Source organism: Psychrobium sp. nBUS_13, assembly GCF_051201665.1.
Taxonomy (GTDB): Bacteria; Pseudomonadota; Gammaproteobacteria; order Enterobacterales; family Psychrobiaceae; genus Psychrobium.
The window spans coordinates 4,187,205-4,206,863 of record NZ_CP179210.1 but is presented as its reverse complement, the minus strand read 5'-3'; the positions used below and the strand labels follow the sequence as shown (position 1 = coordinate 4,206,863).

The 19,659-nt window shown below is 42.0% G+C and carries 20 protein-coding genes; 8 read left to right on the top strand and 12 right to left on the bottom strand.

Annotation, left to right across the window (positions count from 1 at the left end; all coding sequences use genetic code 11):
- Positions 1–61 precede the first annotated feature (61 nt).
- From ACMAZF_RS19655 to hisD, 4 genes are read right to left on the bottom strand one after another with little or no spacing between them, the layout of a single operon-like run.
- The gene (locus ACMAZF_RS19655; protein WP_435275394.1) at positions 62–826 is read right to left on the bottom strand and encodes an HpcH/HpaI aldolase family protein; all 765 of its coding nucleotides are present in this window, start codon (positions 824–826) and stop codon (positions 62–64) included.
- Positions 813–1,451, bottom strand: a complete 639-nt coding sequence (locus ACMAZF_RS19650; protein ID WP_435275393.1) for an alpha/beta fold hydrolase — start codon at positions 1,449–1,451, stop codon at positions 813–815. Before ACMAZF_RS19650 ends, ACMAZF_RS19655 begins: the two co-directional genes overlap by 14 nt.
- 58 nt (positions 1,452–1,509) lie before the next feature.
- The gene (locus ACMAZF_RS19645) at positions 1,510–2,529 is read right to left on the bottom strand and encodes a LacI family DNA-binding transcriptional regulator (protein ID WP_435275392.1); all 1,020 of its coding nucleotides are present in this window, start codon (positions 2,527–2,529) and stop codon (positions 1,510–1,512) included.
- Positions 2,530–2,540: 11 nt separating this feature from the next.
- Complete coding sequence (hisD, locus tag ACMAZF_RS19640; protein ID WP_435275391.1) at positions 2,541–3,815, bottom strand: histidinol dehydrogenase; 1,275 nt, start codon at positions 3,813–3,815, stop codon at positions 2,541–2,543.
- 112 nt (positions 3,816–3,927) lie between these two features.
- Here hisD and ACMAZF_RS19635 point away from each other — a divergent pair, with 112 nt between their 5' ends.
- The 3 genes from ACMAZF_RS19635 (at position 3,928) to ACMAZF_RS19625 (ending at position 5,731) form a co-directional block, all read left to right on the top strand.
- Entirely contained in the window at positions 3,928–4,671 is a 744-nt protein-coding gene (locus ACMAZF_RS19635; protein WP_435275390.1) for an SDR family NAD(P)-dependent oxidoreductase, read from the top strand.
- Positions 4,672–4,709: 38 nt separating this feature from the next.
- On the top strand, positions 4,710–4,937 hold the full coding sequence (locus tag ACMAZF_RS19630) for a hypothetical protein (RefSeq protein WP_435275389.1): 228 nt from the start codon (positions 4,710–4,712) through the stop codon (positions 4,935–4,937).
- 107 nt (positions 4,938–5,044) lie between these two features.
- Entirely contained in the window at positions 5,045–5,731 is a 687-nt protein-coding gene (locus ACMAZF_RS19625) for a cupin domain-containing protein (protein ID WP_435275388.1), read from the top strand.
- Positions 5,732–5,867: 136 nt separating this feature from the next.
- Here ACMAZF_RS19625 and ACMAZF_RS19620 read toward each other — a convergent pair whose 3' ends face one another.
- From ACMAZF_RS19620 to gorA, 3 genes are all read right to left on the bottom strand, one after another.
- Positions 5,868–6,212 carry a hypothetical protein gene (locus tag ACMAZF_RS19620; protein ID WP_435275387.1) on the bottom strand — a complete coding sequence of 115 codons (345 nt, stop codon included), beginning with the start codon at positions 6,210–6,212 and terminating at the stop codon, positions 5,868–5,870.
- Between the two features lie 11 nt (positions 6,213–6,223).
- The gene (locus tag ACMAZF_RS19615) at positions 6,224–6,703 is read right to left on the bottom strand and encodes a hypothetical protein (protein ID WP_435275386.1); all 480 of its coding nucleotides are present in this window, start codon (positions 6,701–6,703) and stop codon (positions 6,224–6,226) included.
- Between the two features lie 92 nt (positions 6,704–6,795).
- Positions 6,796–8,142 (bottom strand): glutathione-disulfide reductase, encoded by a 1,347-nt coding sequence (gene gorA / locus ACMAZF_RS19610; protein WP_435275385.1) that lies wholly within the window; start codon positions 8,140–8,142, stop codon positions 6,796–6,798.
- Positions 8,143–8,451: 309 nt separating this feature from the next.
- Between gorA and prlC the strand changes: the two genes are divergently transcribed.
- From prlC to ACMAZF_RS19595, 3 genes are read left to right on the top strand one after another with little or no spacing between them, the layout of a single operon-like run.
- Complete coding sequence (gene prlC / locus ACMAZF_RS19605; protein WP_435275384.1) at positions 8,452–10,521, top strand: oligopeptidase A; 2,070 nt, start codon at positions 8,452–8,454, stop codon at positions 10,519–10,521.
- Entirely contained in the window at positions 10,521–11,252 is a 732-nt protein-coding gene (locus tag ACMAZF_RS19600) for a DNA-3-methyladenine glycosylase I (RefSeq protein WP_435275383.1), read from the top strand. The genes prlC and ACMAZF_RS19600 overlap by 1 nt, the downstream gene beginning before the upstream one ends.
- Entirely contained in the window at positions 11,252–12,022 is a 771-nt protein-coding gene (locus tag ACMAZF_RS19595) for a class I SAM-dependent methyltransferase (RefSeq protein ID WP_435275382.1), read from the top strand. Before ACMAZF_RS19600 ends, ACMAZF_RS19595 begins: the two co-directional genes overlap by 1 nt.
- Positions 12,023–12,059: 37 nt before the next feature.
- Here the strand turns inward: ACMAZF_RS19595 and ACMAZF_RS19590 are convergent, their stop codons facing one another.
- Together ACMAZF_RS19590 and ACMAZF_RS19585 are read right to left on the bottom strand one after the other, a co-directional pair.
- Positions 12,060–12,545: a hypothetical protein gene (locus tag ACMAZF_RS19590; protein WP_435277293.1), complete on the bottom strand. Its 486-nt coding sequence runs from the start codon at positions 12,543–12,545 to the stop codon at positions 12,060–12,062.
- Between the two features lie 68 nt (positions 12,546–12,613).
- Complete coding sequence (locus tag ACMAZF_RS19585) at positions 12,614–12,943, bottom strand: Ig-like domain-containing protein (RefSeq protein WP_435275381.1); 330 nt, start codon at positions 12,941–12,943, stop codon at positions 12,614–12,616.
- A gap of 148 nt (positions 12,944–13,091) precedes the next feature.
- Here ACMAZF_RS19585 and ACMAZF_RS19580 point away from each other — a divergent pair, with 148 nt between their 5' ends.
- Positions 13,092–13,955 (top strand): CPBP family intramembrane glutamic endopeptidase, encoded by an 864-nt coding sequence (locus ACMAZF_RS19580; RefSeq protein WP_435275380.1) that lies wholly within the window; start codon positions 13,092–13,094, stop codon positions 13,953–13,955.
- Positions 13,956–14,011: 56 nt separating this feature from the next.
- Here ACMAZF_RS19580 and ACMAZF_RS19575 read toward each other — a convergent pair whose 3' ends face one another.
- Both ACMAZF_RS19575 and ACMAZF_RS19570 read right to left on the bottom strand, forming a co-directional pair.
- Positions 14,012–15,289: a bifunctional O-acetylhomoserine aminocarboxypropyltransferase/cysteine synthase gene (locus tag ACMAZF_RS19575; protein ID WP_435275379.1), complete on the bottom strand. Its 1,278-nt coding sequence runs from the start codon at positions 15,287–15,289 to the stop codon at positions 14,012–14,014.
- A 129-nt stretch (positions 15,290–15,418) separates the two neighbouring features.
- On the bottom strand, positions 15,419–17,362 hold the full coding sequence (locus ACMAZF_RS19570) for a methyl-accepting chemotaxis protein (protein ID WP_435275378.1): 1,944 nt from the start codon (positions 17,360–17,362) through the stop codon (positions 15,419–15,421).
- A gap of 119 nt (positions 17,363–17,481) precedes the next feature.
- Here ACMAZF_RS19570 and ACMAZF_RS19565 point away from each other — a divergent pair, with 119 nt between their 5' ends.
- A complete protein-coding gene (locus ACMAZF_RS19565) occupies positions 17,482–17,907 on the top strand; it encodes an HIT domain-containing protein (protein WP_435275377.1) in 426 nt (141 codons plus the stop codon).
- Here ACMAZF_RS19565 and ACMAZF_RS19560 read toward each other — a convergent pair.
- Positions 17,904–19,622, bottom strand: coding sequence for a permease (locus tag ACMAZF_RS19560; protein WP_435275376.1), 1,719 nt, complete (start codon positions 19,620–19,622; stop codon positions 17,904–17,906). The genes ACMAZF_RS19565 and ACMAZF_RS19560 overlap by 4 nt on opposite strands.
- Positions 19,623–19,659 lie beyond the last annotated feature (37 nt).

The window sequence follows — 19,659 nt, the reverse complement described above, 5'->3', positions numbered from 1 at the left end:
CCCTCACCTTAATCAAAAAAGCATCGAAATATCGATGCTTTTTTATATGCGGTTTTAGTTTTTATCTATTTTTCGCTTGTTCAAAACGCGCTTGCAAACTGCGAGCGCCGGCGAGCATAAAGGTGTGATCAGAGCCGAGTAGGAATAGTGAAACTTGTTGTTCAATCCATTGCTCTAATTCGTCTAAATTGGCGATAAACATCCCCGTAGTTACACCGTACTTATTCGCCGTTGCGACAATTTTCTCCACAGTTTCAATCACTATAGGCGCATTGGGGTTGGTTTCCCCAAGCGCGACGGTGAGATCCATGCGGCCGATGAATAAGCAGTGTAACCCTTCTACTTGGCAAATATCATCAAGGTAATCTAGGGCGTCGAGATCTTCAATTTGGGCAATGACAGTGGTATTGTTTTTATTATGCTCAAGATTTTTGTCTATGGTGCTTGTGGTATAGCTGGCCATTCTGGTTGAGCCTGCATAGCCTCGTCCATTGTGTCCGTAATAGCTGTTTGCGATGACTTTCTCTAACTGTTTTGGTGTTTTAACGTGAGGCACGACAATGCCGTCGGCACCTAAATCTAAGGCGTTGAGTACGGTGTCGTGATGATCGTTAGCAATACGCACAATTACGTGTTGTTGATTGGCGCGAGCGGCTAGAATACAACGGTCGAGATCGGCGCGACCAAATGGTGCGTGTTCTGCATCTAAACACAATGTATTAAAGCCTAGCTGCGACAATACCTCAGTGTTATGTGGGTGTGGCGTTTTGATGAAGGTACCGAGAAGAGGCGCTTTGTCGGCGAGTGCTTGATTAAACTGACTCATGAGTTTGCTCCAGCCATTTTTTGATGATGGCTTTAATTTGTTGTGGCTGTTCTAGTAAGGCGAAATGTCCTGCGTTGTTGAGTATGTGTAACTCAGAGCATTTGGCTATTCCTGCCATAAAAATTTGGTGTAGTGGCGGACACAGAATGTCATCTTGGCTACCAATTATCAGTGTTGGGCAGTCTAATTTTGACAAACCTTCCATCGAATCAGGTCGACTGGCCAAGATTGATAACTGAGATTCAAAAACCTCAACACCAAGTTGGTTAGCCATGTTAACAACCATCTCGGCATTGGGACCATTGATATCGCTAAAATAATTGGCGAGATAATGTTCTCTAAAAACAGATTCTAGTCCGTAATTTTTAGCTTTTGCGAGATGGAGGTCTCTTGCTTGTTTGCGTCCCGGAAGGTCGGCATGACAATTACTATTCAATAAGCACAGTCCTGCAACAAGGTGAGGGTAGGTACGGATAAAATCGAAGGCGATCATTCCCCCCATCGAAAATCCAACTAATATTACAGGTTGTTGACCAACTTTTTGCTTGATGAGTTTTGTTGTTTGTGACAGCGAACTCTCAATAGTTAAATTAATAGTGATGCTTTGATAGTCTTCACTACTCAAAAATGGCGTGAATACATCCTTAGTGCAAAGCGTACCAGGGAGAAAAACTAATATCGGTTTATTTGTCTTTTTTTGCCGGACCAACGGTTTTTCCTTCTAATAAGGAGCCGGACCACACTCTTAGCTGCGCTGGATCGTCAGGTGACTCGATCTGTTCTAGAAGTATCTCTACTGCCGCTTTTGTCATTTGTTCAAGTGGCTGTTTGATAGTCGTTAATTGGTAACTGTGCCAAGCAACAGCTGCAACGCCGTCGAAGCCAACTACTGACAGATCTTCTGGTACTCTGAGGTTCCAATTGCTACGCGCTTCGTCAATTACACCGATTGCCATTGTATCGTTACTACATATTATGGCTGTAGGAGCGGGGTTGTCTTGCATCCACTGGGCGAAAGCATCACGGCCCGATTGATAGCTGTAATCACCGTGTAATACAGATACATTGTTATGACCGTATGATGATAATGCGTTTATTGCACAGGCTAAGCGCTCTTGTGCAACATCGGATGCTTGATAACCACCCACTATTAGGTAATCGCGATGTTGATGTTCGTGAAGTAGCGTAATTAATTGCAGAATTCCCTGTTGGTGATTAACGCAAACTGAACTTGCAGTTTGGCTTGGAACCACGCGATTAAATAAAACAACAGGGATGTTGTGATCTTTAAATTGTTCAATACTTTCGTTGTCGAAATGGGCTGCTAATGCAATAACTCCGTCGACTCGGAAGGTCCAAATTTGCTCTAAAATTTCGTCCAATCCTTCGGAATCATCTAAATTAAACAAAAGTACTCGTTCGTCTTTTTCAGACAGTTTTTTGTTTAACATAGATAATACCTCAGGAAAATTGAGATTTGCACGAGAGGATAGGATAACGGCAACCATTCCTGAACGCTTGGTAATTAGCATGCGTGCAATCGCATTGGGTTTATATCCCAGCTCTTTGGCGGTTGTTAATACTTTGTCTCTAGTTTTTTTAGAGACACTTCGCCCTTTTAAAAAGACCCGAGAAACTGCTGACTGAGAGACTCCAGCTGTTTCTGCGACGTCATAAGAGGTAACACGTTTTTTCTTATCCAATGCAAATTTCTCTATTTATCGTACCTTCTCAAGCGGATATCTGCTTGCTCTTTGTGGCCGGCAAAACCTTCAACCGCACATAAGCGAGAACAGTAGTTGCCAACAACGACAGAAGCTTCCTCAGTAACCTTTTGGAAAGTACAGGTTTTAATGAACTTACCTACCCAAAGCCCACCAGTATAACGCGCTGCTTTTTTAGTTGGAAGGGTATGGTTCGTACCAATACATTTATCGCCGTAAGATACATTCGTTTCGGGACCTAAGAATAGAGCGCCGAAGTTTTGCATGTTGTCTTTAAAGTAGTCTATGTTTTCCGTCATGACTTGTACGTGCTCGAAAGCTAGCTCATTGGCAACATCTAACATTTCTGCGTAATTGTCACAGACGATAACTTCGCCAAAGTCTCGCCAGGCTTGACCTGCTACATCGGCAGTAGGTAAAACAGTTAGTTGACGCTCAACTTCTGCAATCGTGTCTTTAGCTAGTTTTTCGCTGTTTGTTAGTAACACTGCTGGCGAGTTTATACCATGCTCAGCTTGACCCAGTAAGTCAGCGGCACATAACTCACCGTCTACTGACTCATCGGCAATAACTAGTGTTTCAGTTGGACCTGCAAATAAGTCTATACCAACACGACCGAATAATTGGCGCTTAGCTTCAGCAACAAATGCGTTACCGGGCCCAACAATCATGTCTACTGGTGCTATAGTTTCTGTCCCAATTGCCATTGCTGCTACTGCTTGAACACCACCAAAACAGTATATTTCGTCGGCACCAGCCATATCCATTGCTACAACAATCGCTGGGGAAGGTTTGCCGTCAAACGGAGGAGCACAGGCGATAACCCGTTTTACGCCAGCTACTTTTGCTGTTACAACACTCATGTGTGCAGAGGCTACTAATGGATATTTACCACCTGGAACGTAACAGCCCACAGATTCCATTGCAATGTGCTTGTGACCCAATGTAACGCCTGGAATTGTTTCAACTTCAACGTCTTTCATTGAATCACGCTGAATTTGTGCGAAGTTTCGAACTTGGGTTTGTGCCCATCTAATATCTTCGATCGTTTGTTCACTAATTTCTTTATAACAAGCAGCAATTTCTTCTTTTGAAAGTCTAAATGACTCCGGAGTCCATTTGTCGAAGCTTTCTGAGTAATTTTTTACTGCTTGGTCACCATTTTTGTCGATATCTGCAATGATCCCTTCAACGATGGATTGAACCTTTTTGTTAGATTTGGCTTTTTCTTCATGCGTGGGGCCTTTCTTGAGGTACTTGATCATTTTTCGCTCCAATTTTTGTAGTTTTATTGATCTAAAATAACAATATTCTCTTGATTGTAAATTCATCGTACTTAATAATGACTTCGAATGCAAAATAAACTTAGGGTGAATTATGTTCGGTTTTAATGAAACGCTTTTAAAAGAAAAAACGGTGCTTATTACGGGAGCTAGTAAAGGTATCGGTAGAGCCTGCGCATTAATGGCCGCCAAATGTGGTGCAAAAGTAATTGCTGTGGCACGTACTCAATCGGATTTGGAATTATTGCAACAAGAAGCTCCTGAGCAGATTGAAGTGTGGGTAGAAGACGTATCAGCGGTGAGTTTTACAGATAAAGTCAAAGCTTTGCCTCAGCTACATGGCCTAATTAATAACGTAGGTACCAATCGTGTGGCATCGATGCTGGAGCAAGCTGATGAAGATTTGGATGCAGTTATCGATCTCAATCTAAAGAGTTTGTATCGCACAGCAAAAGCGGCATTAACACCTATGCTCAACGCTGGTGGAGGCTCTATTGTTAATATGTCTTCACAAATGGCCTATGTAGGCTCACCGGGACGAACTCTATATTGTATGTCCAAACACGGTGTTGAAGGCTTAAGTAAGGCAATGGGTGTTGAACTTGCACCTCAGGGAATTCGCGTCAATTCAGTGGCACCTACGTTTGTACTAACACCACTTACCGAACCTATGTTTCAAGATGAAGCTTTCAAATCATTCGTCTTTGACAGGATCCCAATGAAAAAACTTGCAACAACCGACGACGTCGCTAATGCCTGCCTGTTCTTGTTAAGTGACCTTTCTGCGATGGTTACTGGTACTTGCATCAAGGTAGACGGTGGTTGGACAGCCCAATAACAGATAAAAATATAATAGACTTACACGAGGAAAATCATATGTCATTAGAAAATAGAGCCGTTAGATATCAAGATTTAAAACCATGTACCAATGCATTTATTGATACCCGTAGCCCGGGCTCAGACAAGAAAGAAAACTTTACAGTAATTGGGCCCGGGTTGCAGAAAACCCAGATCAACATGTACATATTAGCATTGCGCATGGTTTTAATATTGGTGGTGCTCGTCAACCTGCCGGATGTCTTAACTCACAGCATAGCCATTTAACCGAAGAAGTCTTTGTCGTTCACACGGGAAAATGGGATTTCATTTCTGGGGTTAATGCAGACGATGGCCGCGTTACACTAGAGCACGGTGATATCATTTCTATTCCGATGGATGTTTTCCGCGGCTTTGAATGTGTAGAAGGTGTAACTGAAGGAGATAGAGATAACTTAGGTTATTTGCATGCTGTGCTAGGTGGCGATGATCCTGGCCGTGTCTTGTGGGCGCCGAAAGTTTTCGATATGGCAAAAGAGTTTGGTTTAATTCTGATGGAAGATGGTTCCTTAGTAGATACAATACAAGGGGAAGAAGTGTCTAAGGATAAAAATCCAATGCCTGTGACATCACAAGCCCAAATTGACGAGCACCGAGTAATCTCTAGCGAAGCGTTAGAATCAATTGTGATCCGCATTAGCGATTTCGATTGGGGGCAAGATACTGTGTTGGCACAATTTGAAGGCGTGCAAGAAGTTTCTTTAGTGGGAGGTGACAGCCCGGCGGAAGGTATTTCTACGTCGAAACTTGGTTGGAAACACGGTTTTGTTGTTCGAGGTTTGAAATTACAAAGTGGTGCTAGCGTACCTGCTCATAAACGCGCTGAAGAGGAAGTTATTTTTGTTCACCAAGGAGCAATTAAGCTGGTTGTTGACGGCGAAAAAATTGAGCTAAGTGAAGGCGATAACTTCACTACACCAATTGGCTCGGTACGTTCATTTGAAAATATTGCCAGTGGTGAATCTATTTACTACGTAACTCGTGGTGGTGACCAGCCTACCGCGCCCCAATTTGATCTTTAATTCTATTCGAATACTGCGATAACTTTTACGGTAGCGATTGAATTTAAGCTCGAATCAAGTGTAATAACTCAGACTTGATCTGACAGCTATTCGTTTGATAGCGGTGTCTGTTAGGTTATATTTGAGCTATTACAATTTACTTTATAGTCTTTATATTATTTTCTAACTCTAATATTCTTTGCTTATATTGCTGAATAGATATTGCAAATTCGTTATTTTGAGCTGCTAAAAACGATAATTGCATTTTGAGACTTTTAATTTCAGCTCTATACTTATCCTTCAATTTTGATTCTTTCTTTAATCGTGAGCGTAAACTATTCTGGTCAAGTTTTGATACATTGTCTGATGACCTTTTTTGATCGGTAATGTGCTTTTTAATATCTTGAATTACATCTTTGTAATAGTAAGCAGTACCATCCCCACAATTAGCTTCATCTTCAACTGCCTTTACAGACAACTTACGCTCAGGGGAAATTCTCATTGTTTCTTTTTTTAGAATTCCCCCCCTTGATTACTAATTTTCAGATACTCGTAATCGAAAGGTTTAGATAATTTGTCAAATTTTATTAGTTGTTCATGTCCTGCCCACTCATAAAATTTAATCACGTGTAACATATATAGTGAAGCTGTTGAGGCTTCTATTTCTCCACGTTTTATACTGGCGAGTAAATTATCGTTTCTAAAACGATATGTAGGCTTTAAAAGTTTATCTGTGGGGAACACATCCCAAGAAAAGTTATTCTCTTCTAAAAAATTCCAGTATCGTTTAATTGATCTAACATTCGAATTTATATTTTTAGATTTTTTGAGATTAATTAGGTAGTTCATCCATAAATTAACAGGATAGATGTATTTACCTTGTTTTGAATAAAAAGTTGGAAAGCCTTTTAATCGAATTTTTGGCTGATGATTCAGACTAAAGATACATTTACTATCGATCTGAAGGTCATCTGATTGAATAATAAAAACCATACTAAAATAGCATCTAATCAATAATTAATACTCAGATTAATATGGTTTTCCAGAGAATACAAATCTATAGTTTTAGTTTTCCAGAGTCCGATCTAAAGAGTACAAAATTCTTCACCCGATGTTGGGTGAATAGCTACTGTGCGATCGAAATCAGCTTTGGTGGCGCCCATCTTAATGGCAACCGCAAAGCCTTGGATAATTTCGTCACAGTTAAAGCCAATACAATGTAGACCAACCACTTTTTCGTCATCACCCGCACATACAAGTTTCATGCGTGTTGGTTGACGGTGTTGAGTCACAGCGCTATACATGGCGGTAAATTGCGAGTTATATACTTTAACGTTTTCTTCACCGTGAGCTGCGATAGCGTCGGCTTCACTTAAGCCTATAGTACCGATTGGTGGGTGGCTAAACACCACTGTTGCAATGTCGGTGTAATCTAAATGGGCGTTATCTTGACCGCCAAATAGACGTTCAGCTAAATGGCGACCAGCAGCAACAGCAACAGGGGTTAACTCAACTTTGCCACACACATCGCCAAGGGCGTAAATGCCGTTGACATTGGTGTTTTCATATTTGTCTGATGGAATGTAACCACGTTCGTCAGTTGCTACACCTGTCACGTCTAGGTTTAGATTTTCTGTTACCGGGCGGCGGCCAATAGCCCACACTAAACAATCAACATCAATACTTTCGCCGTTTTCTAAATTTAGCGTTAATGACCCATCGTCATTTTTGATGACCGATTTAGGTGTGCTTTGCGTATGAAGAGTAGGACCTTCGCTCGCCATAATTTCGACAAGCGTATCACTAAGCATGTCGTCAAAAGCACGTAATGGCTTGTCACGACGTACTAATAGGTGAGTTTCGCTACCTAATGCGTGCATTACACCTGCAAGTTCTACCGCAATGTAGCCTGCACCAACAACGGCAACGCGCTTAGGTTGCTCTTTTAGCTCGAAGAAACCGTTTGAATCGATACCAAATTCTGCTCCTGGAATATCAGGCGTTACTGGTGTGCCACCAACAGCAATAGTAATGTGCTTAGCGCGATATTGCTTGCCATCAACTTCGACGGTGTTTTTGTCAATGAAACGGGCGTAACCATTGATAACAGTAACGTTGTTGTTACCTAAAACGCGATCGTAAGAGTCGTGAATGCGGCCAATATAAGCTTCACGCTCTTTAACAAGCTGTGACCAATTAAAGCCTTCGCGTTTAAATTCAAATCCATAATCCGGTGCGTAAGTCAGTGCTTCGGCGATATGCCCTGCATACCACATCACTTTCTTAGGAACACAGCCAACGTTTACGCAGGTGCCGCCCATAGCTTTGGCTTCAATAATGGCACATTTAGCGCCACGCATAGAGGCGCGGTTCGCACTAGCAATGCCGCCACTGCCGCCGCCAATAGAGATGTAATCAAATTCTTCAATCATGGATATTCCTAATCGTTAATCGATGGAAAATAAAATATGGATTCAGTATAACGAGATTTTTGGTTATTACGAGTAATAACAATTGCATTAAATGATTGAACATTTGAGCTTGTTAAAATGAACGATTACTGCCTTGTTCTCGTTAATTTTTCTTACGCACAACAGATTCACCTATTTAAAACAACTGTTAGCAGTTTCCGATGGCTATGATAGACCTAGGCTATTAGGTATTTCTTTCACACGGTGGCTTGAATAACGAAGTAAAAATCCCCATTCTATTTAGCACTAACAAAATTTAGGGATTCAACCATGAGCAATGCGTCGCAGCAATTACAAGATAATCCGTTATTTACGATGACCGGCTTACCACCATTTAGCAAAATTACACCTGCTCATGTAGAACCCGCCGTTAAAGCGGCTATTGAATTATGTCGTGAAAGCATTGAACAAGTGCTTGCACAAGGCGCGCCTTATACGTGGGACAGTCTAGTGACGCCACTTGAAGAGTCTGACGATAAGCTTAACCGTATTTTTTCTCCGGTCAGTCATCTTAACGGCGTGTTAAATAGTGAAGAATTACGTCAAGCTTATGAAGCGTGTTTACCGGCACTTAGTGAATACAGCACCTGGGTTGGCCAAAATGCAGATCTTTACCAAGCCTATCAACAACTCGCTGATAGTGCGGAGTTCAAACAACTGACTAGCGTTCAGCAGAAAGTAATTAACGATGCATTACGTGACTTCAAACTATCTGGTATTGCGTTAGAGCCTGAGCAACAGCAGCGTTACGGTGAAATTAGCAAGCGCTTATCAGAACTGGGTTCTAATTTTAGCAACAATGTATTAGATGCAACGGCAGGTTGGACTAAGGTCATTACTGATGAGAACGAATTGGCTGGTTTACCTCAAAGCGCTATCGATGCCGCGAAAGCGATGGCTCAAGACAAAGAATTAGACGGTTATCTATTTACGTTAGACTTCCCAAGTTACTTACCTGTTTTAACTTATGCTGATAATGCACAATTTCGTGAAGAAATGTACACAGCATTTAGTACAAGAGCATCAGATCAAGGGCCAAATGCTAATCAATGGGATAACAGTGACGTTATCAACGAAACATTAGCGCTGCGTCATGAACTCGCTCAGTTATTAGGTTTTGATAGCTTTGCTGATAAGTCGCTGGCGACAAAAATGGCAGAAAAGCCGCAGCAAGTTGTCGATTTTCTTGAAGATTTGGCCGCTAAGTCGAAACCACAGGCCGAGCGTGATTTGGCTGAGTTAAGAGCCTTTGCTAAAGAACATCACAATGCAACCGATTTGCAAGTGTGGGATATGACCTATTATGGCGAAAAACTTAAACAGCACACTTATGCAATTAGCGATGAAGAGCTACGTCCATACTTCCCTGAAGATAAAGCGGTTGCTGGTTTGTTTGAAGTGGTATCGCGTTTATATGGTTTAAGCATCACCGAGCAAACAGACGTCGATGTTTGGCACAAAGATGTGAAGTATTACAACATTAGCGATCGTAACGGTGAACATCGTGGCGGCTTCTATTTCGATTTATACGCTCGTCAAAACAAACGTGGTGGTGCATGGATGGCTGATTGTTTAGATCGCCGCATTAAAGCAAGTGGTGAACTGCAAGATCCAGTCGCATTCTTAACCTGTAACTTTAACAAACCTGTGGGCGATAAACCGGCATTGTTCACTCATGATGAGCTGGTTACCTTGTTCCATGAATTTGGTCACGGCTTGCATCACATGCTAACAAAGATTGATATCTCAGCGGTGTCAGGTATCAGCGGTGTGCCTTGGGATGCGGTTGAATTACCGAGTCAGTTCTTAGAGAACTGGTGTTGGCAAGAAGAGGCACTAGCCTTTATTTCAGGTCACTTTGAAACCGGTGAGCCGCTGCCAAAAGCTATGTTAGATAAACTGCTGGCTGCGCGTAATTATCACAGTGCGATGCAAATGATTCGCCAGTTAGAATTTTCACTATTTGATTTTAAATTACACCTTAATTTCGACTCTCAATTAGGTGCGCGTGTTGGTGAAGTACTGAATGAAGTGCGTCAGCAATATTCAGTGGTTATTCCACCAAGCTTTAACCGTTTCCAACACGGTTTCTCGCATATTTTTGCTGGTGGCTATGCCGCGGGTTATTACAGCTATAAATGGGCTGAAGTGCTTTCTGCAGACGCTTTTTCACGGTTTGAAGACGAAGGTATTTTCAATCGTGAAACTGGATTATCGTTCTTAGAAAGCGTACTCGAGCAAGGAGGTTCACAAGAGCCAATGGCTTTATTTAAGAACTTTATGGGCCGTGAGCCAAAAGTTGATGCGTTGTTACGTCACAGTGGGATTGAAGCAGCCTAATGAATACAAAATCAGTAGAGCCTACCGGCGAGGCTAAAGTTGAACAATTTGACGCTATTATCAGCCGCGCTGCGGAGCGTAAAGGTGGTGAAGAAGCGTTAGCAAGTCTGGTTTATCAGCCACTGCCAACGTCTGACATTGCGGCAATAACAAATGACCGTGTGTTAGCTCAAATGACAAAGTCTGTTTTCCAATCGGGCTTTGTATGGCGAGTTGTTGAAGCGAAGTGGCCTGATTTTGAAGAACACTTTTTTAACTTTGATATTAGCAAAATATTGATGATGCCCGATGAAATGGTTGAACGAAAAGCCACCGATCCAAAAATCATCCGCAACCTTAAAAAAGTAACGACTATTCGCGACAATGCATTGTTGATTAGCGATATCGAACGTGAACACGGTCCAATTGGCGAGTTTATCGCTAATTGGCCTGACAGTGACATTATAGGATTGTGTGATTTGTTTAAACGCCGCGGTAGTCGCCTCGGTGGATTTACCGCTTATAACGTTTTACGTGCGTTAGGCAAAGATACCTTTAGATTATCATCAGATGTCGAAGCTTATATGCGGGCCCGTGGTGTTATTACCGGTGGCTTACAATCGAAAACAAGCCTTAAAGCAATTCAAAATCAATTTAATGAATGGCACAAGCAATGTGGTTTATCGCTTACTGAACTGAGCATGATTTTAGCCTATAGCGTGGGTGATAATCGCGTTGGATTTAGCAAATAATGGCAACTTTAGATATTGCCATTATTGCTGATGATGATTCATTGACGCCTCAAGCTAAGTTACTTACCAAACGCTGGGGGTTAGCATCGCACGCTGATGATAATCATCAATTTCAGTTGCAATTAACCAGCGAACGTTTGCAATTGGTTAAATTAGACGAGCCAAAACTTGGCGCTGTTTATGTTGATTTTGTTGAAGGTGCTGTCGCGCATCGCCGCAAATTTGGCGGCGGTCGAGGCCAACTGATTGCTAAGGCCTGTGGCCTAAAGTTTGGTGCTAATCCCAATGTATTGGACGCAACAGCAGGTCTAGGCAGAGATGCTTTTGTCCTTGCTAGTTTAGGCTGTACCGTTACCATGTTTGAGCGTTCACCAGTGGTTGCCGCATTACTTGATGATGGCTTGCAACGGGGTTACCAAGATCCTGAAATTGGCGAGTGGTTGTCACAGCGCCTAACATTGTCCCATAACAATTCTTTAGAGGGCTTAGCTCAACTGACTAATAGTCATGATGTGGTTTACCTTGATCCAATGTTCCCGCATCGCAAAAAATCGGCACAGGTGAAAAAGGAAATGCGCGTATTTCAAAGCTTAGTTGGTGCCGATCCTGATGCAGATGGTTTACTTGAGTTAGCTATTAATGCCGCCACTAAACGCGTTGTCGTCAAACGTCCAAGCTATGCAGGTTTCCTCAACGAGAAGAAACCAAGCATGCAATTAGACTCTAAAGCTAACCGCTTTGACGTTTATGTGCAGGCGGCGATGGTTTAAGTACCAGCGACAAAGTTACTGGTACTTATCTGAAGGACTAAGGAATTGTTCTAATAATAATATTATCTAGCAGTGCTCTGTGATCCACAGAGGTATCAATACCTTCTTTTTTAACCCCAGTTTCGCTATTAAACTCAGAAACTAGAAAATTAGAACGCCATTTGTCAGTACCCGTTTCCGCAAGTCCGGTGACAGGGGCATCGTTGTCATCAAACACTTTAAATACAGTCGTTATTTTAGAAGGGAGTACAGAAAATGCTTGTACTGCTTCTAGCCTACTATGTGCCTCGCTCCCGATGACAATCGTAAGTTCCCCCTTAACTGATTCAAATTGTGCTGTAACGTTAACAGTGCTGGCTGCCATCGGGGTAAAGGTTCCTTCTTCGCTAATACTAGCCAAGGCAGAATTATCTATCGACCAAGTTAACTCTTCATTCGCAGACGAAGTGTTGTCTGAAAAAAACACGTTGGCGACCAATTCAACGGGATCGCTATTGGCTGTTATCGTGTGGTCATTGGTTATTTCAACTTTTGAAATGCCGACCAGAACTGCTAATTCAAGGGTCGTAGAGTTTCCATCTAGAGTCGCCGTTATTGTTGTTTCGCTGCAATTAGCCCTTCTATTTCACCAGAATTGTCTACTGTAGCAACATTTGAATTACTACTTTGCCATGTAACCTCGTTGGTTACTTCCTTTTTTGATTCGGCTGAATAAGTGGCCGTTACGGTTCGGGCTGATAAGTTGTTTCCGGCCCGCATATTTTCCTTTGTTTCAGAAAACGAAATCTTTGATAGTGTTACTGTGGGCGTTGGGCTGGGTGCTGGTGTTGGACTAGGGGTTGTGTCGGGAGCGCTTCCTCCGCCACCTCCACAACCTGTTAGCAAACTGATAATGACGATGGATATGATTAATTTATTCATGTGGTGCTCCTTACGTACATTCTAAATTTTCGTAAGTTATGTGCATACAAGGTTACATTTCTCTCAATTTTAAATTTATTTGTGTTTAGTGAGTAAATGAGAAACAATTGGTCTACACTCTGTTTTTCACTGTATATACAAGGACTGTATGATGACTCAACAAACTCAGGTTTGGGGCAGTATTTTCTTTTTCTTTCTCACTTATATTTGTGCCGAAATTGTCATTCAAGGCATCTATATCATTCTTGCCGACATTCCCTTAGACGGCGATCTAGTATTTTCTGAGCCGGAGTTTTTAGTGACTACTGTGCTATCTGCCATTATTGCTTCTGTGGTGGTGTATCTCTTTGTTAAAGTTAATGATACTAACCCGTCCATTAAAGTCGGTTTAACGGCTAATAATAAGTGTCGAGATTTTATTATCGGTACTGTTATTGGCGGTGCTGTTATGGCGTCAGGTTTTTCCATTTTGATTATGCTTGGAGAAATCAGCATTGAAAGTATATCCATTAACTCATTGGATTTACTGTGCTCGTTAGTAGTTTTTTTAGCGGTAGCCTATTCTGAAGAATTGATATTTCGTGGTTTTTTAATGCGGAAATTACAATTGCGTTATAACGCTAAGTTTGCGCTAATTGCTTCATCGATTATCTTTACTATTGTACATTTAGGCAATGATAATTTGTCCATAATGGGTGTATTTGATTTGTTTGTCGCTGGCTTTATGTTGGGTGCTTTTTTCCTTTATACCAAAAACCTATGGATGGCGATTGGACTACACTTTGGTTGGAATTTCTTCCAAACGCACCTTGGGTTTAATGTTAGCGGTACAGATACTTATTCGATTGTCGAAATTAGTATGACTCAAGAAAATTTACTCAATGGCGGTGCTTTTGGCTTTGAAGGGTCTTTTCTTTCGACATTGGCACAGGTGATTATTTTGGTGACGTTATTCGTTTTATACCGAGATAGGTTAGCGTCAAACCATCGTAATGTAACTTCAACGCTTTAAACTACAGGCAGTGCATTTTAATTAACAAGATGCACTGTCCTATCATTTTGAAAAAACTACTTTTGACTTGCCACTAAGGCTTGTTCTACATCAGCAAGAATATCGTCGATGTGTTCAATACCAATAGATAAACGAACCATCTCTTGTTTCACGCCTGACTTTGCCAGCTCTTGCGCGTTTAATTGACGGTGAGTTGTTGATGCTGGGTGGCAGGCTAATGACTTGGCGTCACCAATATTTACTAAGCGGGTAATAAGGTTCAACGCATCGATGAATTTACCGCCAGCTGCTTCACCACCTTTGATGCCAAAGCTTAAAATGGCACTTGGTTTTCCACCATAATATTTTTGAGCAAGCTCATGATCTGGTGATGATGTTAATCCGGCATAATTGACCCAAGAAACACAGTCACTGTTTTCTAAAAACTCCGCGACTTTTTGGGCGTTTTCGGTGTGGCGTTCCATACGTAAACTTAATGTTTCTAAGCCCTGCATAATTTGGAAAGCATTAAAGGGAGTAATGGCTGCGCCCATATTGCGTAAAGGAACGACACGAGCACGTGCTATAAAGGCAGCAGCGCCAAAAGTTTCTACATAGTTCACACCATGATAAGACGGATCTGGCGTATTTAGCTGGTCAAATCGCTCTTTGTGATCACCCCATGGGAAATTACCTGAATCGACAATGATACCGCCAATAGAGGTGCCGTGACCGCCGATGTATTTAGTAAGTGAGTGCACAACAATATCGGCACCATGGTCAAATGGGCGACATAATACTGGTGTGCCGACGGTATGATCGACAACTAACGGTACACCATGGCGATGAGCAATGGCTGCAAGCTTTTCAATATCGGCGATATTACCAGAGGGATTACCAATGGATTCACAAAATACTGCTTTGGTATTTTCATCGATGAGTTGCTCTAAGCCAGAGAAGTCATCTTGTTCGACAAAGCGCACTTCGATGCCTTGTTTTGGCAAGGTATGAGCGAAAAGGTTGTAAGTACCGCCGTATAACTTGCTAATACTGACTATGTTGTCGCCAACACTTGCCAATGTTTGAATGGTTGCAGTAATAGCCGCCATGCCTGATGCAAGCGCTAATGACGCGATGCCACCTTCAAGTGCTGCAACACGCTGTTCTAAAACGGCTTGTGTTGGGTTGCCAATGCGGGTGTAAATGTTTCCCTCAACTTTGAGGTCGAATAAATCGGCGCCATGTTGGGTATTGTCAAAGGCGTAGCTTGAGGTTTGGTAGATAGGAACCGCAACGGCTTTGGTTGTCTCTTCTGGGCTATAGCCAGCGTGAATGGCAAGAGTTTCAGCTTTCATTATACTTCCTTGGTTGTTTTAGACGTCTATACTTCCGTTTATCCTAGAAGTTGGCTGAATTAATTTCAACCAATTCTTAGTCTGGTTTAGTCTAAGTTAGACTAATTGTTGAGACGGTATCCGTTATTGTTATCCATTAAACGTGGCAACAATGCGGGTGATTTGTGTCGAGAGTTGATTGACCATGGATTGGCTGGTGTTAGATGAACGCTCGCTGCTCTCTTTAAGCTTGTCCATTAACTGATTGAATTCGAGGATACTGCGCCGTTGGTTACTGGCATTTGTTGCACCGTTTTGAGCAGCAGACAGTGACGATTTGGTTTGCTCACTGACTTGTTCTGTCATGCTTAGTAGGGAGTTTGAATCTTGATATTGCTGCTCTGTGGTATTGCCCATTTGCGTGACGTCAGTGGCTAGTTCGTTGGATGACGTTTTGAGCTGTTTTAAGATAGTTAAAATATCGCCCAGCGATTGTTGAGTTTTAATAGAGAGCTGGCGGACTTCATCTGCAACGACAGCAAAGCCGCGACCGTGCTCTCCGGCACGCGCTGCTTCAATAGCCGCATTGAGTGCTAGCAAATTAGTTTGCTCTGAAATATTACTAATTACGTCGATGATAGTCGTTGCGCTGTTCACCGATGAAAGTAAGGCTTCAATAGAGTTCTTGCTATTTTTAATGGCTTGGCTAGCAGAATGTGTTGAAGTGATAACCTGTTGTACGCATATCTGACTTTCATCAATGGCAGCTACTGTTGACGAAGCAGACTCTTGAATGTGGGCTGAGCTGCTATCGACGTCATCTGCTAGCTCTTTGACATGAGACATTAATACTTGGGCATGTTCTACATCGTTGACACCGTCTGCAATATGACCACTGACTTGTTGAAATTCCTCTAATAGCTGTGAGAGTTCTTGCTGCACTGTGTTGAGTTGCTTTTCTTTTTGTTGTTGCTCTAACTCAGTTCTATCAAGTAATAGGTTAAATTTATTTGCGATGTCTCCAACCTCAGAGCCATTATTGGCTAATTCTAACGGCTGACTAAGATTGCTATCAACAAGTTGACTAAATCCGATATTCAATTTTTTGAGCGGCAACAAGATATGTTTACGTTGGAACAACCACGTTAATAAACCAAAAATTAACAATAAGGCGGTGATTGCTGCTTGCACCATATTTACTTGCTGCTTGACTGATTCTTGTAACGTTGAGATTGATTGACCAAGCAATGCTAGCTCGTGATCAATGGTGTTGAGTGCATTATTGAGTTCTTTGATAATCTCGATTTGTGAACGAATATTTTGTTCTGTTTTTGCTAATTCTCTTGGGTAGCGATTAAGTAGATCAGATAATTCACTCATCTGTTCTTCCAACACGTTTTCTTCTTCGTCATCATCAAGACTTGAAAGCGGGTCGTCATCTTCTTCAATATTTGATTGCGACTCACTTACTCCGTAGCGTTCAATTCCCGTTAACTTGTCGAGTAATAATTTTTGTTGCTCGTTAATTTGCTTGATGTAATTGAGCGTTTTTTCAGATTTTGAATCGAAATATTTTTGACGCTGCAAAGATAACTGATAACTCAGTGAAATGAGCTCAGATAATGCATGGGTATAATCCATGACTTCTTTAGTATGAGAGGTGGTGTGATCAAGCAAGTAGTTTTCAATACTTACTCCAATAACAAAAATCTCCTGCTCTGCATGCATTAGTAGCTGCTGTTCATTACCACTGAGTTTACCGGCGGCGCGGTACTTTTGTTTGATGTCGGTATTAAGTTGGCTTATTAACGGGAGTAACTGTGCTGCATCTTCAGAGAAATGGCTTAACGAGGTTTCTATGGCTGCAAGTTCTTCTTCGGCTTGAGTGAGCTTTGTGGCGTCGCCACTCGTGAGGTATTGAGCGATAATGCGCTGAATATCAATGCTGAACTGTTGGCGTATTTTAAGAAACGATTGTTGGCGTTGGTCGTGTTCATGTAAAGTGTTAGCACTCCACCAAAGCGTAGCGGCCAAAGTAATCGCAATCACAAACAATAGGCTGGTTGATAGTTTGGAAAGAGTCGCTATTTTCATATGATAAGTCCGTTAATTTGCCATGCGTTTTATCTATTAGATGTGATGAATATGACAAAGGGATTTCATTTGTATGACACTTGGGTGATCTAAAAATAATGTGTAATAAAGAGGGTTCAATGTTCGAGTTAGATAAACGATTAGCGAGCGACACTATTGTTGTTGGCAATTTTCCATTGTCTGTCGTGTTAATGAGTCGCGATAGCCGTTATCCGTGGTGTATTTTAGTGCCTCGCATCGCAAATATTACGGAGAGCTATCAACTTACAGCGGAGCAACAACAGCAGCTCTGTTTAGAATCAGTAATGGTCGCTGAAACATTAATGAATGAGTTTAATGGCGATAGTATGAATGTTGCCGCGCTAGGAAATGTAGTTTCTCAACTTCACGTTCATCACGTAGTTAGGTTTATCAGTGATGAAACATGGCCTGGGCCAATATGGGGTGTCGGTCAGGCTGTGCCCTATAGCGATGAAGCGCTAATGACGATGAAATCAAGAATAGTTGCTGTGTTAGCAACACAGCAAGATTTTATCGCCGATTAATGATGGTGATGTTTGTGGCTAAAGAGTTCAAACTTCGGTAGTAATTCGGCCACAAATGCACGTGCGCCACGGCGTAACAAAGACCATGAAATGAGTAATAAAATCACTGCAAGACAAAATACTTCAAATAAGTTCGTTTCAGATGCGTGATTGATATCGAGTAATTGCGGTACAGATAACGCAAATGTCGCATCGACAATATAGCCACAAGCAATCACGATAGTTGGCAGAAGCAAGCTAAATGCACAGGCTAGCTTTTTGCCATGACGCTGAGTAATAAACTTAAGTAACTCAATGTTAATTGCAGGGCCTATCAACAATAATGTCAATGCGCTACCAGGACTCCAGCCACTGATTAACATAGCGGCTGCAAGTGGCGTAATTCCCGTTGCACACAGTCTAAATGGTAACGCGATGGCTGCGACAAGTAGAATGTCATACCACTGCGCTTGATGCTCGCCAAAGGTCAATAACGTCGCTAGTACCAAACCCACCATTAACCATGGCGCGGTATGATCAAGTAAATGCTCATACCCATGGCGTAAGGCGTGTTTTAGCTTGTTGGCTATCTCTGCTTGTTTTTCAGCTTTGACAGGCTGCTGTGAAGGGATAAAACGGGCTAACATTAACGCGATACAAACAATAATAACAAGAGCACACGCGAGCCTTACTGCTGTTGTTTCGACACCCAATAACGGCAGCGATACCAGTAACGATTCAAAGCCTAAGATCGGTGCAGACACTAAAAATGCTAATGCCATCGTGGCATTGGTGCCTTGTTTTTGTAGCAACTTGTAGGCTTTAGTGGCATCAGGAATACAGAACGGTAAGGGTAAACCGAGGAGCGCACCGCGCAACGTTTGTGACTTTGTTGGACGTTCAGTGCTGACATTTATGGAATGGCTGTCTGAAAATAGTAGCTTGGTAATACTCGAGAGAAAGTAAGCCGCTAATAAAAATGGCGATAACATCAAGGCTAATTCCACTAATAAATCTAATTGCTGGTGTGCTTCAACATTGTCATGTTCGTGGCCGGTCATCAAAATTGTCACTAAACAAATAACACCTAGCAGTGAGCCCAATCCATCGAAATGCGTTTCTGCGATAGATTCATCATGATGGTGTTCAGCGTATGGACGATGGAAAACAACATGTAGTACTGAACCGGCAATAAAGCTCTCGATAAGTGCGATAGTTTGTGGATTGAGTTGAGGTAGCACTTGTTCGCCAACCATTGAGCCTAAGCCAGTGCCGACAGCCATTAAGCCTAATACCGCGAGTGCAACGCCTTTGCCAAAATGAGGACGTAATAGCCACCATACGGTTAATCCAACTGGTAGGCGGTGGGCGATAACGGCAATGATGAGCGTTAGTTGGTCAAAATTAGGATCATCAACAATGGCAGCGCCATCGGTCAGACTGTGAATCACGAGTCCTGTGACACCGAGGATTAACGTCGATTTATGCGTGATAGCCGCCGCTTTGTGAAATAGTTGTTCTGCAAGGCTTGGTCCTATGAGCCCTAAACCAACAAATAAGATGCTCCATAAGCCTACTGTTTCGATAGCTTCGGGAAGAATATGAAAAATGACTAAACCACCAATCACAACAAAAATAAAACCGTCGAATAGATCGAGCATTTTGTTGTTTTTGCTTGTGTAGTTAAATAGCAATGGACCGATGAACAGCGCCAAAATGCTTAGTAGTAAAATCATTGATAAAGAACGTTAATTAGGCAGCGCGATACTATAA

Coding starts and splice junctions, on each gene's coding strand:
- ACMAZF_RS19655 (WP_435275394.1), bottom strand. CDS start 826: ATGAGTCAGTTTAATCAAGCACTCGCCGACAAAGCGCCTCTTCTCGGT.
- hisD (WP_435275391.1), bottom strand. CDS start 3,815: ATGATCAAGTACCTCAAGAAAGGCCCCACGCATGAAGAAAAAGCCAAA.
- ACMAZF_RS19635 (WP_435275390.1), top strand. CDS start 3,928: ATGTTCGGTTTTAATGAAACGCTTTTAAAAGAAAAAACGGTGCTTATT.
- ACMAZF_RS19630 (WP_435275389.1), top strand. CDS start 4,710: ATGTCATTAGAAAATAGAGCCGTTAGATATCAAGATTTAAAACCATGT.
- ACMAZF_RS19625 (WP_435275388.1), top strand. CDS start 5,045: ATGGATGTTTTCCGCGGCTTTGAATGTGTAGAAGGTGTAACTGAAGGA.
- ACMAZF_RS19620 (WP_435275387.1), bottom strand. CDS start 6,212: ATGAGAATTTCCCCTGAGCGTAAGTTGTCTGTAAAGGCAGTTGAAGAT.
- ACMAZF_RS19615 (WP_435275386.1), bottom strand. CDS start 6,703: ATGGTTTTTATTATTCAATCAGATGACCTTCAGATCGATAGTAAATGT.
- gorA (WP_435275385.1), bottom strand. CDS start 8,142: ATGATTGAAGAATTTGATTACATCTCTATTGGCGGCGGCAGTGGCGGC.
- prlC (WP_435275384.1), top strand. CDS start 8,452: ATGAGCAATGCGTCGCAGCAATTACAAGATAATCCGTTATTTACGATG.
- ACMAZF_RS19600 (WP_435275383.1), top strand. CDS start 10,521: ATGAATACAAAATCAGTAGAGCCTACCGGCGAGGCTAAAGTTGAACAA.
- ACMAZF_RS19595 (WP_435275382.1), top strand. CDS start 11,252: ATGGCAACTTTAGATATTGCCATTATTGCTGATGATGATTCATTGACG.
- ACMAZF_RS19585 (WP_435275381.1), bottom strand. CDS start 12,943: ATGAATAAATTAATCATATCCATCGTCATTATCAGTTTGCTAACAGGT.
- ACMAZF_RS19580 (WP_435275380.1), top strand. CDS start 13,092: ATGATGACTCAACAAACTCAGGTTTGGGGCAGTATTTTCTTTTTCTTT.
- ACMAZF_RS19575 (WP_435275379.1), bottom strand. CDS start 15,289: ATGAAAGCTGAAACTCTTGCCATTCACGCTGGCTATAGCCCAGAAGAG.
- ACMAZF_RS19570 (WP_435275378.1), bottom strand. CDS start 17,362: ATGAAAATAGCGACTCTTTCCAAACTATCAACCAGCCTATTGTTTGTG.
- ACMAZF_RS19565 (WP_435275377.1), top strand. CDS start 17,482: ATGTTCGAGTTAGATAAACGATTAGCGAGCGACACTATTGTTGTTGGC.
- ACMAZF_RS19560 (WP_435275376.1), bottom strand. CDS start 19,622: ATGATTTTACTACTAAGCATTTTGGCGCTGTTCATCGGTCCATTGCTA.